At 53.8% G+C, this 15664-nt stretch carries 14 protein-coding genes; 11 read left to right on the top strand and 3 right to left on the bottom strand.

The features are described from left to right. The first annotated feature begins 105 nt into the window (after positions 1-105). Complete coding sequence (locus ACM67E_RS06655) at positions 106-1203, top strand: 5-methyltetrahydropteroyltriglutamate--homocysteine S-methyltransferase (RefSeq protein ID WP_416190684.1); 1098 nt, start codon at positions 106-108, stop codon at positions 1201-1203. Positions 1204-1548: 345 nt separating this feature from the next. Beyond that, positions 1549-1695, top strand: coding sequence for a hypothetical protein (locus ACM67E_RS06650; RefSeq protein ID WP_416190683.1), 147 nt, complete (start codon positions 1549-1551; stop codon positions 1693-1695). 428 nt (positions 1696-2123) lie between these two features. Here the strand turns inward: ACM67E_RS06650 and ACM67E_RS06645 are convergent, their stop codons facing one another. Further along, on the bottom strand, positions 2124-2282 hold the full coding sequence (locus ACM67E_RS06645) for a hypothetical protein (protein WP_416190682.1): 159 nt from the start codon (positions 2280-2282) through the stop codon (positions 2124-2126). Between the two features lie 123 nt (positions 2283-2405). Here ACM67E_RS06645 and ACM67E_RS06640 point away from each other — a divergent pair, with 123 nt between their 5' ends. The 3 genes from ACM67E_RS06640 (at position 2406) to ACM67E_RS06630 (ending at position 4087) form a co-directional block, all read left to right on the top strand. Then, positions 2406-2609 carry a hypothetical protein gene (locus tag ACM67E_RS06640; protein ID WP_416190681.1) on the top strand — a complete coding sequence of 68 codons (204 nt, stop codon included), beginning with the start codon at positions 2406-2408 and terminating at the stop codon, positions 2607-2609. 99 nt (positions 2610-2708) lie between these two features. Then, positions 2709-3323, top strand: a complete 615-nt coding sequence (locus tag ACM67E_RS06635; protein WP_416190680.1) for a glutathione S-transferase family protein — start codon at positions 2709-2711, stop codon at positions 3321-3323. Positions 3324-3406: 83 nt separating this feature from the next. Further along, positions 3407-4087 (top strand): SIR2 family NAD-dependent protein deacylase, encoded by a 681-nt coding sequence (locus ACM67E_RS06630; RefSeq protein WP_416192749.1) that lies wholly within the window; start codon positions 3407-3409, stop codon positions 4085-4087. Positions 4088-4247: 160 nt separating this feature from the next. Here ACM67E_RS06630 and ACM67E_RS06625 read toward each other — a convergent pair whose 3' ends face one another. Continuing rightward, positions 4248-4901, bottom strand: coding sequence for an HAD family hydrolase (locus ACM67E_RS06625; protein ID WP_416190679.1), 654 nt, complete (start codon positions 4899-4901; stop codon positions 4248-4250). Between the two features lie 189 nt (positions 4902-5090). On the opposite strand from ACM67E_RS06625, the gene bioB reads away from it, so the two are divergent. From bioB to ACM67E_RS06595, 6 genes are all read left to right on the top strand, one after another. After that, the gene (bioB, locus tag ACM67E_RS06620) at positions 5091-6173 is read left to right on the top strand and encodes a biotin synthase BioB (protein WP_416190678.1); all 1083 of its coding nucleotides are present in this window, start codon (positions 5091-5093) and stop codon (positions 6171-6173) included. 430 nt (positions 6174-6603) lie between these two features. Next, the gene (locus ACM67E_RS06615) at positions 6604-7995 is read left to right on the top strand and encodes a DHA2 family efflux MFS transporter permease subunit (RefSeq protein WP_416190677.1); all 1392 of its coding nucleotides are present in this window, start codon (positions 6604-6606) and stop codon (positions 7993-7995) included. A 115-nt stretch (positions 7996-8110) separates the two neighbouring features. Then, entirely contained in the window at positions 8111-9643 is a 1533-nt protein-coding gene (locus ACM67E_RS06610) for a phospholipase D family protein (protein WP_416190676.1), read from the top strand. A 37-nt stretch (positions 9644-9680) separates the two neighbouring features. Beyond that, a complete protein-coding gene (locus ACM67E_RS06605) occupies positions 9681-10223 on the top strand; it encodes a C40 family peptidase (RefSeq protein ID WP_416190675.1) in 543 nt (180 codons plus the stop codon). A 77-nt stretch (positions 10224-10300) separates the two neighbouring features. Continuing rightward, positions 10301-10738 carry a GNAT family N-acetyltransferase gene (locus tag ACM67E_RS06600; RefSeq protein ID WP_416190674.1) on the top strand — a complete coding sequence of 146 codons (438 nt, stop codon included), beginning with the start codon at positions 10301-10303 and terminating at the stop codon, positions 10736-10738. Positions 10739-10848: 110 nt separating this feature from the next. Further along, positions 10849-13539 carry an insulinase family protein gene (locus tag ACM67E_RS06595; RefSeq protein WP_416190673.1) on the top strand — a complete coding sequence of 897 codons (2691 nt, stop codon included), beginning with the start codon at positions 10849-10851 and terminating at the stop codon, positions 13537-13539. A gap of 97 nt (positions 13540-13636) precedes the next feature. Here ACM67E_RS06595 and rep read toward each other — a convergent pair whose 3' ends face one another. After that, positions 13637-15640, bottom strand: a complete 2004-nt coding sequence (gene rep / locus ACM67E_RS06590) for a DNA helicase Rep (RefSeq protein WP_416190672.1) — start codon at positions 15638-15640, stop codon at positions 13637-13639. Positions 15641-15664 lie beyond the last annotated feature (24 nt).

Below are 15664 nucleotides of genomic sequence, written 5' to 3'. Positions count from 1 at the left end.
TGAATCACGTCAACGCGTGAATTTTTCATGTCCTTCAGCTTCAGGACTGGCGCGAATTCATTTATACTTGCCGACAGATTAATATTTTATCGAAAGGAATGAACCATGAGCAAAACCCTGCCGCTGCGCGCCGATACCGTCGGCAGCTACCTGCGCACCGAAAACCTGAAAAAAGCCCGTGCCGACTTTGCCGAAGGCAAAATCAGCCGCGAAGAACTGACCCGCGTGGAAGATCAGGAAATCGCCAAACTGGTGCAAGACCAACTGGACGCGGGCATTCAAGTCATTACCGACGGTGAGTTCCGCCGCTCATGGTGGCACATCGACTTTTTGGAAAACCTCAACGGCATCGAAGGCTTTGTACCGGAACAGGCTTATGCGTTTAAAGGCACGGAAGTGCGCAAATACAATACGCGCTGCAACGGCAAAGTGTCTTGGAACGAAAACCATCCCTTCATCGCCCACTACAAAGCCTTGGCCGAAATCGTCGGCGGCCGCGGTATTGTGAAATACACCATTCCGAGTCCGAACCAGTTGATGTATCCGTTTATTTGGGATACCGGCGTGTACGAAAGCAAAGCCGCATTCTGCGAAGACGTGCGTCAAACGTATAAAGACGCGATTCAAGCGTTTTACGATGCCGGCTGCCGCTACCTGCAAATCGACGATGTGTATTGGGGCACGCTGTGCAACAATTTCAGCAATCCCGAATTCGATTTTGAAGCCAGCAAAAAATTCGCTTTGGAAAACATTCAGGCGATTTTGGCCGACAAACCGGCCGACATGGTGATTACGACGCACGTCTGCCGCGGCAACTACAAATCGTCCTATCTCCTGACCGGCGCGTATGATCCCGTTGCACCCGAATTGTTCGGACAGACCGCTTACGACGGCTATTTCCTGGAATACGACAACGAGCGTTCGGGCGGTTTCGAGCCGTTGAAACATTTCAACGACAATCCGCACAAAGGCCGTATCGTCTTGGGTCTGATTACCTCCAAATTCCCCGAGTTGGAAAGTAAAGACGAAATCAAAGCGCGCATTACCGAAGCCGCGCAAATCGTGCCGCTCGACCAGCTGGCTCTGTCGCCGCAGTGCGGTTTCGCCTCCACCGAAGAAGGCAACATCATGACCGAAGCCGAACAATGGGCGAAAGTGCGCTTGGTGGAAGAAATCGCCGCCGAAGTATGGGGCGAAGATTGAAATAAAAGCAGGCAACTTTGCAAAAACAGGCGTTGTCGGCAAACGATAACCTGCTGCCTTTTCCGTGTGCAGACAGGCATCCGTCACGCGGTTATCCTGATATTTTTAAACTGTCGAAGCGGACGGGCATGATTTCCTTTTTGTGGAAACGGCGGATTCTGCTTCCGGTTTTGTTCTGATTTTGCGAAGCATCCGAACAGGCCGTCTGAATGTTTCACGAAGCCAACCGGTTTCTTGAAACATTCAGACGGCCTAATACATTTAACTATTTTGTGCCGAATCAAAAAGAAGAATATAAAAGGCATGTTATAATGCCGGACATTAAACCTACATGAAAGGCATGCCATGAGCGAAGAGGTTAAAATCAAAGTCAACGATCTGCCTAATCAAGAAGCAGAAACCAAAGAAGGGGCTGAACTTCCGGTTTTGAACAATGAGGAAAAACGCGGCGGTCACAGCGAAGGCGGATGCTGCGGCGCGTGCGGCGGTTGATTAAAAATATTCGAGGCCGTCTGAAAAATGGTTTTTCAGACGGCCTTTTCGTTTTTTAACGTAGCAGGCAGCCGGATATTGTATCAGGTAAGGATAATTTATCCTTTGAGTAAACATCAAAATGTTTCAATGCAGGATAGGATAATGTGCATAAAGCGTTGCTCCATAAAAAAACCGCCTTTTGGCGGATATACGAAAGACCGTCTGAAACAGACGGTTTTTCGAAAACAGGCTTCAGAAACTTCAAACGGGTGGCTTGCTGCGCAAACCGATGACGGCGGCTGAAACAAAAAACAACGTCACACCGACGGCAATCCAACCCCAGCCGAAGACCAATGACAGCATAAGCAGCCAAGCAACAACAAACATCAGATTGAAAATAAAGGACACCGCCATCCCCGCAGATAACTGATTACGATAACTGAATATTATATACGCTTAAAAATCCAGTCAACTTCCAAGCTGATGCAGTAAAGCTGCACATCTGATTCATAGTCTTGAATAATTATGCGGTTGCTTTGTCCGGCTTGGTCTAAGGCTGCCTGCACGGATTGCGCCAAGCGGCGGCAGTCGGCGGTTGGCAGCATAACAGTCGATTTGCACCACATCCTTATCGGCTGACGGCATACCGCTGATTACCGGAATATGATACAGTTTATCCCGTTATGATGGAAACCGCACCGCTTCGGTGCGGCAGCGAAGGAAAAACTATGTTTTGGTACATTATCGGCTTTTTGGCGGCCGTGGCGGGGATATTGACGTTGTGGGTCAATGCCGGCGCATTCGGTATGGAAGAGGATGATGGCGCCGTGCCGTCCGAATATGAAAGAATGCTCGGATTGGGCGCAACTTTGAAAGACAAAGATACCGTTGGGCGCGATCGTGACGCTGCGAAGTTTCAGCCCGACGACTGAGCTTGAGGCCGTCTGAAAGTTTCTCATCAAATGATGCTTTCAGACGGCCTTTTTGAAATGCAGTACAATACGCCTCGTTACACATTGAAAGGAAAAAACATGTTGAAACTTTACTATATGCAGGGTGCGTGTCCGTTGGTGCCTCATGTGGCTTTGGAATGGGCGAAAGCGGATTTTGAAGCGGTGCAGGTGGCGCGCGATGCCTTGAAAACGCCGGAATTTCTGGCCTTGAATCCGCAGGGATCGGTACCGGTTTTGCAGGACGGCGATTGGACGCTGACGCAGAATACGGCGATTTTGGATTTCATCAATACGCAATATCCGGAAGCCGGATTGTTTGGCCGCGGCGATGTGCGCCGGCAGGCCAAAGCGCGGCAATGGCTGGCGTTTGCCAATGCCGATTTGCACCCGACGTTTAACTATGTATTCAACCCGAACCGTTTTATCGAAGGCGAGGGCGAGGGTGCGCAAATCCGTGCGCGCGCGATGTTGAAGGTGGCCGAATATTACGGCTTGGTCAACGAAGCCTTGCTGAATCAGGATTATCTGGCCGGCGAACTGACCATCGCCGATGTGTACGTGTACGTCACATTGCGTTGGGCGAAAGCATTGGGTGTTGATTTGGGCCACTTGGATAAGCTGGAAGGTTTTTATCGGCGTGTGGAAGCCGATGAAGGGGTGCAAAAGGCTCTGAAAACACAGGGTTTGGTGTAAATATCGTCGGAAACCTGAAACGGGATACAGGCCGTCTGAATATGAAGAAACGCGTTCAGACGGCCTTCATGCGGAGCGGCAGGATGAAAAAATGTGTGGTCTTGAGCGGTGCGGGAATCAGCGCGGACAGCGGTTTGTTGACATTCCGCGATGCGGGCGGTTTGTGGGAAGGGTATAGGGTAACGGATGTCTGCACGCCCGAAGCCCTGGCGAAGAATCCGCAGCTGGTGATTGATTTTTACAACCAACGCCGCCGCCAGGCCAATGAGGCCGAACCGAATGCGGCGCATTATGCTTTGGTGGAGTTGGCCGGTTATTACCGCGTACAGATTATTACGCAAAACGTGGACAATCTGCACGAAAGGGCGGGCAGCAAAAATGTTCTGCACCTGCACGGCGAACTGAATAAATTGCGCAGCGTCGACAATCCCGACGAAATCATTGACTTTACCGGCGAGCAAACCGCGGAAACGGTGAGCAGCGGCGGCGGTGCGATGCGGCCGCATATTGTGTTTTTCGGCGAACAGGTGCCGATGTTCGATACTGCCGCGGAAGAAATGCGCGATGCCGATGTGGTGGTGATTGTCGGTACGTCGCTGCAGGTTTATCCGGCGGCTTCGCTGGTGCATTACGCGCCGCCGCACGCCGATGTGTATCTGGTTGATCCGAATCCGCAAAGCGTGGCAGCGGATATTGAGGTAATCCGCAAGCGTGCGGCGGAAGGTGTGCCGGATTTGGTGGAATATTTAATCGGCAAGGCGTAAAGCTGATTTTTGTTTCCAAGCTTCAAGGCCGTCTGAAAATATTTTTTCAGACGGCCTTGGAGCTTTGGCAAACTGAAGAAAACCGGTTTCGTCCGCAGCCAAACGGTGAATCAGGAATTTCCATAAATTGCTGGATTTTCAGCAGGTTCGGCCTTCGGCTTTATGCGCGGTAATTCCGAATCAATTGCGGCAATTGCACCATATCGTCAAACAGTACCGCCGCACCGGCTTCGTGCAAGGTTTCGCGTGCCGTCCATTGTGCGTAACCGAACGGCGTCATGCCCGCGGCTATGGCGGCCGCCACGCCGGTCGGACTGTCTTCAATCACGACGCAGTCTTGCGGCGCAAAGCCCATGGTTTCGGCAGCCAGCAAAAACAGATCCGGCGCGGGTTTGCCGGCTTTGACTTGGGTTGCGCTGAACATTTTGCCTTGGAAGCGCGGCAGCAGGCCGGTGGTGCCGAGCGTGGTGTTCATTTTGGCAAAATCGCCGTTGGAAGCCACGCAATAAGGAATATCGAGTGCATCGAGTGCGGCTTCAATGTTTTTGACCGCTTCGACGTCTTTTTTCAATGCGGCGTTGGCGCGTTTGGAAAATTCCTGCCACATGCTTTCAGACGGCCTTTTGCCCAGCATTTCGCCGATCATCTCCATGCTTTTGGGTATGGATTTGCCCACGAATAAATGCCAGACTTCGCGGCTGTCCATCACCAAGCCTTGTTCAGCCAAGCATTCGGCCAACACTTGGCAGGTAATGCGTTCGCTGTCGACCAATACGCCGTCGCAATCGAAAACCGCTAATTTGAATGGTGTCATTAAAAATCCTTTGCGGTGGTTTTTCAAAAGGGTTACACTTTTCAGGCCGTCTGAAATCATAGCCTAAACCGCTTCATAAAGATACGGTTATGTTTCAGACGGCCTTTATCCGCCGCTGCCGTCATTGCGCCGTCAGCCCAGCCGTCAGCGTCATTGCGCCGCTGCAAACCGAATGAAGAAAGACAAATCATGACCGTATCCCCCGTCGCCCTGCGCCGAAAAACCGAGCGCAAGCCGCACCAGACCGCCCAATACTGGCGCAAATGCCAGGTTGAAGAACTGTTCGAAATGCCGTTTCTCGACCTTGTGTACAAAGCCGCCGAAGTCCACCGCCGAAACTTCAACCCCCGCGAAATCCAGCTCTCCACCCTGCTTTCCATCAAAACCGGCGGCTGCCCCGAAGACTGCGAATACTGCCCGCAATCTGCCCACTACAACACCGGCCTGGAAAAAGAACGCATGATGGACGTGGCGGAAATCCTCGAAAAAGCCAAAATCGCCCAAGCGCGCGGCGCGAGCCGTTTCTGCATGGGCGCGGCGTGGCGCGGGCCGAAGCCGAAAGACGTGGAAACCGTGTCCGAAATCATCAAAGCCGTCAAAGGCTTGGGGCTGGAAACCTGCGGCACCTTCGGCATGCTTGAAGACGGCATGGCCGAAGATTTGAAAGAAGCCGGGCTGGATTATTACAACCACAACCTCGACACCGACCCCGAACGCTACAACGACATCATCCACACCCGCCGCCACGAAGACCGCATGGACACGCTCGGCAAAGTGCGCAGCGCGGGCTTGAAAGTCTGCTGCGGCGGCATCGTCGGCATGAACGAAACCCGCCCCGAACGCGCGGGCTTAATCGCCAGCCTCGCCAACCTCGACCCGCAGCCCGAAAGCGTGCCGATTAACCAATTGGTAAAAGTGGAAGGCACGCCGCTGGCCGATGCCGAAGATTTGGACTGGACGGAATTCGTGCGCACCATCGCCGTCGCCCGCATTACCATGCCCAAAAGCTTTGTGCGCCTGTCCGCAGGCCGCAGCAACATGCCCGAAGCCATGCAGGCCATGTGTTTTCTGGCGGGAGCAAATTCGATTTTCTACGGCGACAAACTGCTCACCACCGAAAACCCCGAAGAAGACGGCGACCGCCTGTTGATGGAAAAGCTGGATTTATACCCGCTGCAATACCGCGCCCGAGATGCGGAACAGGCAGACAGGCCGTCTGAAAACGCTGTGCAGGCCGGTTGCGGCGGCGGAAGCTGCGGCTGTGGGCATTAACGGCAGGCAGGTTCAGCCGCACACATGAGGATACGGAACATCTCCTGTTTACGGGATGCAAAACAAGGCCGTCTGAAACGTTTCAGACGGCCTTTGCGCTTTACAGGTTGCCACCTTCCGGAACGCCCAAACCGGACTGCCTCCAACCGCTTCGATTTTCCGCAAGCTGTATTGGGGACATGGCATTGATGGAATACGGGCGAGGCGTATTGATCCGATTCCGTTATGCCCGCATAAGAAATTTGTAGGGCGGATACGGGTTGCCCGCAAAATATTTGGATTTTCAGTTCACTGTATTGCGGGCAAAAAGGCATCAAGGCGCTTTTGAGGCCGTCTGAAAACCGTTTGTCTTTTTCAGACGGCCTTTGCCGTATCCGGCCTTAAATTGGCGTAAAATACGGCACATTAATCAGAAATATTTCATCCGAACATGACACACACCGCCGCCAAACCTTCCCGCTGGCTGCCGCTGCTGATGGCCATCGCCATTTTCATGCAGATGCTGGATGCCACGATTTTAAATACCGCGTTGCCGAAAATCGCCGAAGATTTGCACGAGTCGCCGCTGAACATGCAGATGGCGGTGATTGTCTATACCTTGACGGTGGCCTTGCTGATTCCCTTGAGCGGCTATCTGGTTGACCGTTTCGGTACGAAAAACGTGTTTCTCGGTGCGGTTTCCGTCTTCATGCTGGGTTCGCTGCTGTGTGCCGCCGCGCCGAACTTGGAAATGCTGGTGTTGGCACGGGCGGTGCAGGGGATTGGCGGCTCGATGCTGGTGCCGGTGCCGCGTCTGACGATTTTGCGCGTGTATGAAAAATCGCAATTGCTCAACGCGTTCAACTATGCGGTGATGCCCGCTTTAATCGGGCCGGTATTGGGGCCTCTGGCAGGCGGCTATCTGGTGGAATATGCTTCGTGGCACTGGATTTTTCTGTTGAACCTGCCCATCGGCCTGCTCGGCCTGATTGTCGGCCGGAAAATCATGCCCAATGTCAAAGGTGAGAAAGCGGCTTTGGATTTGAGCGGTTTTCTGATGTTTGCTGCGGCGGCCTGCGCGCTGACCCTGTCGGTCGAAATCGTATCCCATGACGGTGCGAAACCGTTTTCCCTGCTGCTGGCGGCCAGCGGTACGCTGTTGATGTGGCTTTACTACCGCCATGCGAAAACCGCGTCCAATCCGATTTACGCGGGGCATTTGTTTAAAGTGCGTACCTTTCGGCTGGGTTTGATGGGCAACCTGATCAGCCGGTTGGGTATCAGCTCCGTACCGTTTCTGCTGCCGCTGCTGTTCCAGGTGGCTTTCGGTTACAGCGCGACGCTGTCGGGCTGGCTGGTGGCACCGGTTGCCTTGGCTTCGCTGCTGGTCAAACCGGTCATCAAGCCCGTGATGGCGCGCTTCGGCTACCGCAATGTGCTGATTTGGAACACGCGCATCTTGGGTGTACTGATTATGCTGTTGGCGGTTCCGTCCGAAAGTACGCCGGTAGCCGTATGGGTGGGCTTGCTCTTCTTGATGGGTACTTGTAACTCGATTCAGTTTTCATCGATGAACACGCTCACTTTGGCCGATTTGCGCGGCTATCAGACCGGCAGCGGCAACAGCCTGATGGCGGTCAACCAGCAATTGGCGATTGCACTGGGCATTGCGCTGGGCGCGCTGATGCTCCAGCTTTGGCGCGACAGCAGCATAGGCCGGGCCGATCTGCATACCGCTTTCCGGCTGACCTTTGCCGGTGTCGGCCTGATTACCTTGTTGTCCGGCCTGATTTTCAGCCGTTTACATGTTTCAGACGGCCAAAATCTTACGGGGCAGCAATAAAAATCAGGTAAAATGCTTTCAGTAAGAATTTAAATTCATTTTTTCAGACGGCATGACATAAAACGGTCGGATGCTGATTGGTTCTTTTGCAGGCCGTCTGAAAACCGTTATTTTAATGAAAACGAAATATTTGACATTCATGCTTCCCGCGTTTCTTTTGGGCTGCGCCGCCCTGCCGCCGTTGGAGGGGCGGACGGAAAGCCGGTATATCGAGGTGGACTCCGCGCCACGCTTGGACGCGGTTTTAAAACCGTCCCAGCAGGGTGCGGTCGACAATGACCCCGAAACTTCAAGCGTCTATCTGCTGAATGATGCGCATGAAGCTTTCGTGGCGCGTGCGGCCTTAATCGAATCGGCTGATGTCAGCCTGGATTTGCAGTATTACATCTGGCACAACGACATTTCAGGCCGGCTGCTGTTTAACTTGCTGCACCGCGCCGCCGAGCGCGGGGTACGCGTGCGCCTGCTTTTGGACGACAACAACACCAACGGTTTGGACAATGTCCTGCTTGCGCTCGACAGCCATCCGAATATCGAAATCCGCCTGTTCAACCCGTTTGTTTCGCGCAAATGGCGCGCTTTGGGCTATCTGACCGACTTTCCGCGCCTCAACCGCCGTATGCACAACAAATCCTTCACCGCCGACAACCGCGCCACCATCGTCGGCGGGCGCAACATCGGCGACGAGTATTTCCAAGTCGGAGAAGATACCGTGTTCGCCGATTTGGATATTCTGGCTACGGGGCCGGTGGTGACGCAGGTGTCGCGCGATTTCGACCGCTATTGGGCGAGCCAATCGTCCTACAACGCGACCAGCGTGATTAAAAAAGGCAGCATCGAAAAAGGTTATCAGGAGCTGGAATACAACCGGGCAGACAGCAACAAAGTGCTGGCCGATTACCGCAAAGAAGTCGAAAATTCGGGGCTGTTCAAATCCATGCAGGAAAACAATATCGAATGGTTTAACGTGCATACCCGCCTGATTAGCGACGATCCGGCCAAAGGGCTGAACCGCGACCGCTCGAAACAGCCGATTGCCGAACGCCTCTTTAACGCCCTGCAAAAGCCGAAAGAGAGCATGTATCTCGTTTCCCCGTATTTCGTGCCGACTAAAAGCGGAACGCAGGCCTTGTCGCAATTGGCCAAAGAAGGCATTGATGTCAACGTACTGACCAATTCTTTGCAGGCGACCGATGTGGCGGCGGTGCATTCCGGTTATGTGAAATACCGCAAGCCTCTGCTGAAAGCCGGGGTCAACCTTTACGAATTGCAGCCCAGCCATGCCGTGCCGAAAACCAAAGACCGCGGCCTGACGGGCAGCTCGGCCACCAGCCTGCATGCCAAAACCTTCATCGTCGATGCCAAACGCGTGTTTATCGGCTCGTTCAACCTTGATCCGCGCTCCGCTCGCCTGAACACCGAAATGGGCGTCGTCATCGAAAGTCCCGAAGTGGCCGGCATGATGCAGCGCAGTCTGGCGGAAACCACGCCGAAATACGCCTATAAAGTGACGATGAACAAATTCCACAAGCTGCATTGGTACAACCCCGAAGACGGCAAAACCTACGGCAAAGAGCCGGAAGCCGGCTTTTGGAAACGCGTAACCGCGCGGATATTGTCGTTTTTGCCGATTGAATCTTTGCTGTAAGGCCGTCTGAAAAAGAAGGCCGTCTGAAAGGAAAATCATGAAATCCGTGAGCAAAATCTTATCGTTGGGTACCGCCGCAGTTCTGCTTGCCGCCTGCGGCACGACGGCGGACAAAACGCCGCGCAAGTTCAAGGGTAAAACTGCCGCTGTGTCGCCAAGCATCAAGCCTGTGCGCATCAGCCACATCGACCGCGCGCACGGCTCGCAGGAAATCATGATTCAAAGCATGGGCTTGGTCGGCACGCCTTACAGATGGGGCGGCAGCGATGCCGCCACCGGCTTTGACTGCAGCGGCATGATTCAATTTGTCTATAAAAACGCACTCGGTGTCAGCCTGCCGCGTACCGCCCGCGACATGGCCGCCGCTTCGCGCAAAATCCCCGACAGCCAATTGAAGCCGGGCGATTTGGTGTTTTTCAACACCAGTAAGCGCACCAGATATTCCCATGTCGGCATCTACATCGGCAACGGCGAATTTATTCATGCGCCCAGCAGCGGCAAGACCATTCAGACCGAGAAGCTCTCCAAGCCGTTTTATGCGAAAAACTACTTGGGTGCACACACCTTTTTTACCGATTGAGGCCGTCTGAAAAGAGCGTGGACAAAATCAAAAGGCCGTCTGAATTTTCAGACGGCCTTCACCATTGGAGGTCAAATATGAATTGGCATTTAAAACCGTTTGCCCAATTAAGCAATTTCGAGCTTTGGCAGATTTATAAAAGCCGGGTCGATGTTTTTGTGGTGGAACAAAATTGCGCCTATCCCGAAGTGGACGAAAAAGACTTGAATGCGCTGCATCTGTTTGCGGAACAAGACGGCATCTTGTCGGCGTACTGCCGAATCATCAGCGATGATCCGGTGGCGAAAATAGGGCGGGTATTGGTTGTCAGAGACCGGCGGGATTCGGGATTGGGCAGGATATTGATGCAGCAGGCATTGCAGGCTGTGCAAAGCCGTTTCCCGGAGTATGAAATCCATATCCAGGCGCAGCTTTATTTGCGGCGGTTTTACGAATCCTTGGGTTTTGATGCGGTTTCGGCCGATTATCTGGAAGACGGCATTGCGCATATCGATATGGTGTGGCGTCAAGTTTGAGGCCGTCTGAAAAATCAGCAGGCATGATGTATTCATTTTAAATAAATCAGAGATATAATACTTCATCCGGAACCGTTTCAGACGGCCTACCACCAAACGGGAATTCTTCCATGAAGCTCACTTATATCGTCGTGCTTGCAGCCTTAGGCACGGCTCTGCCTGCTTATGCGGAACAATCGCTGCACGCAACCGGCAGGCTTGCCAACGGTCTGACCTATCACATTTTCAAAGTACCTTCCGCCGGAAAACGGTTGGTGACGCGCCTGAATATCGGCGTGGGTGCTGCCGATGAAAATAACGGCGAAGAGGGTATCGCCCACATCACCGAACACATGGTGTTCCAATCGTCTCCCCAAAATCCGCAAGGCCTTTCCAACCGGCTGAACAAAGACGGCTGGCAGATGGGCCGCCATTACAATGCGCAAACCACTTATGATTACACGCGCTATATGCTGACTCCGCCGCGCGGGCTGAAGCAGTTGGACGAAACCTTATTGATTTACCGGCAGATTTTGCAGCCCAAGCAGTTTTCCGCTGCAGATTGGGAGAAAGAGCGGCAGGTCATTCTGAGCGAGTGGCGGCAACAGCAAAATCTGCAAAACCGTCTGAACCGGCAGCAGCATGAATTGATGTACAAAGGCGCGCGGCAAGGGCGTTATGCACCGATAGGCCGTCTGGAAGCCATCGAAAAAGCCGACATGAAAACCGCCGCTGATTTTCACAGCCGCTGGTACGGCGTGAACAATGCGGTGTTGGTGGTGATGGGCAATGTCAGCATAGACGAAACCGCACGCCTGATTCAGAAAGCATTCGGCGGTTTGCAGCCGATTGCGCTGGGCGAGCGGCGGAGCGAAGAATACGAGCCGACGCTGCAAAACGGTTGGCACATTGCGCAAGTGGCCGACCGCGACAATGCGGAAAACAAATTGTCGCTGGTTTTCCGTTTCAAAAAGCAGCCGACCCCGGCTTACGAAGAACACGCCTACCAGCGGCTGCTGGATAATTTCGCCGCGTTTATCGTCAACCGCCGAATCAGGCAGTCGGGCGAAGACGTGGTGCTGAAAATGGATACCCTCGGGCGCAATACCGGCGCGTTGGTGTTCCAATCGGAAACCGCGCCCAATCAGCACGGCGAAATGCTGGACGTGTTGCGCCATTTGCGCCAAGAGATTTTAAATACCCCGGCCACCGATGAAGAACTGGCGGAATACCGCAGGGTGCTGCACCGCAATCTGTCGCCGCAGCAGGCCGCGATTCCGGATGATTTGGGCAAAGTGGTTGCCTTAAGCGACGAAACCGTATTACGCGGTTTGCCGATGCCCGATGCGGAAATCCAAACCATAGACCGCAGCCAGCTTTACCGCATCAACGCCAAAGTCGTGAACCGGCGCATTGCCGACTGGCTCAATGCGCCCGACAAAATGATTCAGGTTCAGGCGCAGGCAGACGAAAAAGTGAATTTGCCTGCTATTGCAAAACTCAATCAGGCTGTCAGGCCGTCTGAACAGGTTTCAGACGGCCTCACTGAACCGCATTTTGCTTCTGCACAAGGCGGACAAATCGTTTCGGAAAAACGGGACGACAAACTGAATATCCATTATTTGAATTTGAGCAACGGCGACACCGCCGTTATCATGAAATTGCCGATGGCGGGAAACAGGATTTATTTTAAAGCCTTATCCAATGTCGGTTATTTGAGCGACCCGCAACAGGCATGGCAGGCGGAAATCCTGGCCGACGTATTGGCGCGTTCCGTACCGCAGGGCATGAACGTTGCCACGTTCAAGCAATGGCAGCAGAAACAGGGCATACAGCAATACCGCTTCCGCTTGGACGGCTATCAGCAAACCACCGATGCCCAAGTCGCCAAAACCGCATTGCAGCCGCTGTTGCAGCTTTACCGCCATTACCAGACGGCAGCCGATTTCGGCGGTTGGCAGCAGTCGGTCAAGCGGGAAGAATCGCGCTTCAAAGTCGGCCAATATTCCAAATCGGGGCGGCAGAGCCATGTTCTGAATACCATGCGCCATGGTAAAAATCTGTTGAGGCCGTCTGAAAGCCGCGCCTATGCGGAATTGACCGCCGCCGGTTTGCAGCAGCAATGGCAGACTTTGTCCGCTGCGCCGACGACCTACTATATCGTCGGAAACTTGTCGGCGGACGAAATCAAACCGTTGATGACACAATATTTAGCCGGTATTCCGCGCCGTCGGATACCGCCGACACATTATCCGCTGCAAAGCGGCCGTCAGACGCAGCAGGTGGCGGCAAACGATACGCAGGGTATTGAAGTACAGGCTTGGTCATGGGTGCCGACTCGGCAGCTTTCTCCGGCGCAATACGAACAAATCAAGCTGTTGAACAATCTTGCCAATGCGCGTCTGAAAGACGAATTGCGCGGCAGGCAGCAAAGCACTTACGGCGTGAAATTCCATGCCGCGCCAAACGGCGGCCAGTCGAGAATTGAAAGCCATCTGACATTCGATTCGCCAAACGGACAGGCGCAGGCCGATTGGCAGGCAGCGCAAAAAGTATTGCGCGGATTGCCCGACGGTATCGGCTTCAGTGAGGCGCGCAATTTGCGCAAACTTTTTGTCGAGCAGGAAAACGCGCGCAGGCTCAAGCCCGATTTGTGGTTCGAACGGTTGGTCGTCAGCCATCAGACTTACGGCGATGCCCGTTATTTGAACGAAATCAGGCAGATTCCCGAAAGTTTCAGCCGCAGCGGATTGCGTGAAACGGCCAAACTGATGTGGTCGGAGCAAAACGAGCAGGTATTGTTCATGCTGCCGCGTCCGTGACGGGTGGTTTTGTTGCACTCAGGCCGTCTGAAAACAAGCGCAGCGGGTTTCTGCAAAGCTAAAACTCACTATGCTCGTTTTCAGACGGCCTTCGTTATCATGCCTCCTTTTTCGCCGCCGCAATCCTTGCACGCAAATCGGCCAGATGACTTTTGCCTTCTTCTTTGCTGACAATCGGCTCGCTGTCTTTGCGGCCCAGGATTTTGATGTCTTCCTGCGGCATTTCGCCGATGAAGCGGCTGGGTTCGGGAAATTGCCAAGTGCCTTGTTTTTTGCGTTTCACGCAATGGGTAAGCGTGAGCTGGCGTTTGGCGCGGGTGATGCCGACGTACATCAGGCGGCGTTCTTCTTCGACGTTGCTCTCTTCGATGCTGTCGGCGTGCGGCAGGATGCCTTCTTCGCAGCCGACGAGGAAAACATACGGATATTCCAGCCCTTTGCTGGCATGGAGCGTGGAGAGTTTGACCGCGTCGTTTTCTTCTTCGTCTTTGCCTTCCAAAAGCGTCATCAGGGCGATGGTTTGGGCGATTTCGATGATGTTTTTGCCGTCTTGTTCCCCCTTGCGCGCGAGCCACGAGGTCAGGTCGCACACGTTGCGCCACTTGATTTCGCCGGCTTTGCCTTCTTCGTTTAATAAAAGATGGTTTTCGTAGCCGATTTCTTCGAGCAGGCTGGTGATGAGTTCGCCTGCGTCGGCGACTTCGGCGCGGTTGCGGTAGACTTCCATCATTTCCATAAATACCTGCACATGTCCGCGGTTTGCGGAACCGAGTGATGAGAGCGCGCTTTCGTTCTGCGCGGCTTCATAAAGGCTGCATTCGTGTTCGTGCGCGTAGGTGTTGAGTTTGCCCAGCGTTACGTCGCCGATGCCGCGCTTGGGCGTGGTGACGGCACGCAAAAAAGCAGGGTCGTCGGTAGGGTTGGCAAGCAGGCGGATGTAGGCCAGCACGTCTTTAATCTCGGCCTTGTCGAAAAAACTCTGGCCGCCCGAAAGCTGATAGGGCACGCGTGCGCTGCGCAAGGCTTCTTCAAACGCACGCGCCTGATGGTTGCCGCGGTAAAGCACGGCAAAATCGGCGTATTTGGCCTTGTCGCCCGACACGGCTTTCTGCTTCACGATTTGGCTGACCACCCACTCGGCTTCGTGTTGCTCGTTCTGACAGGCCACGACCTTCACCGTTTCGCCCATGCCGAATTGCGACCACAAGGTTTTTTGGAACAGTTTCGGATTGTTTTCAATCACTTTGTTGGCGATTTTCAAAATCCGCGCGGTAGAGCGGTAGTTCTGCTCCAGCTTGATGATTTTCATCTGCGGATAGTCTTCCTGCATTTTGCGCAGGTTTTCCATGTTTGCGCCGCGCCATGCGTAAATCGACTGGTCGTCGTCGCCCACGGCGGTAAACATGCCTTCCAGGCCGATCAAGAGCTTCATCAGCGTGAACTGGCAGGTATTGGTGTCTTGACATTCGTCCACCAGCAGATAGCGCAAACGCCGCTGCCATTTGTTGCGCACTTCACTGTTTTGCTGCAGCAAAACAGCAGGCAGGCGGATAAGGTCGTCGAAGTCCACCGCCTGATAGCTCTCCAGCGTGGTCTGATAACCGGCGTAAACCTGCGCAATCTGCTTTTCCCACTCGTTCGAGGCCGTCTGAAAAACCTGTTCGGGCGTGCGCAAATCGTTTTTCCACAGCGAGATTTGGTGCTGGGCTTTGAACACAGCTTCTTTGCCCGTGCCGCCCAACAGTTCGCCGATGATTTTTGCGCTGTCGGTCGAATCGAGAATGGAAAAATTCTTTTTATAGCCCAGCACATTCGCTTCTTCACGCAAAATCTTCATGCCCAGTGAGTGAAACGTACAAATCGTCAGGCCGCGCGTTTGTGATTTGGGCAGCATTTTCGCCACGCGCTCCTGCATCTCTTTGGCGGCCTTGTTGGTGAAGGTAATCGCGGCCACCGTGTGCGGCAGGTAGCCGACGTTGACAATCAGGTGCTTGATTTTTTGCGTGATGACCCCCGTCTTGCCGCTGCCTGCGCCGGCCAAAACCAAAAGGGGGCCGCCCAGATAATTGACGGCGGCTTGCTGCTGGGGATTGAGTTTCATGGAACGCGGTAAGATTGGGAAAGA

This window comes from Neisseria sp. CCUG12390, assembly GCF_047837985.1.
Classification (GTDB): domain Bacteria; phylum Pseudomonadota; class Gammaproteobacteria; order Burkholderiales; family Neisseriaceae; genus Neisseria.
Note: the sequence above shows the minus strand (reverse complement) of the source record. Positions and strands in the feature narration are given on the sequence as shown.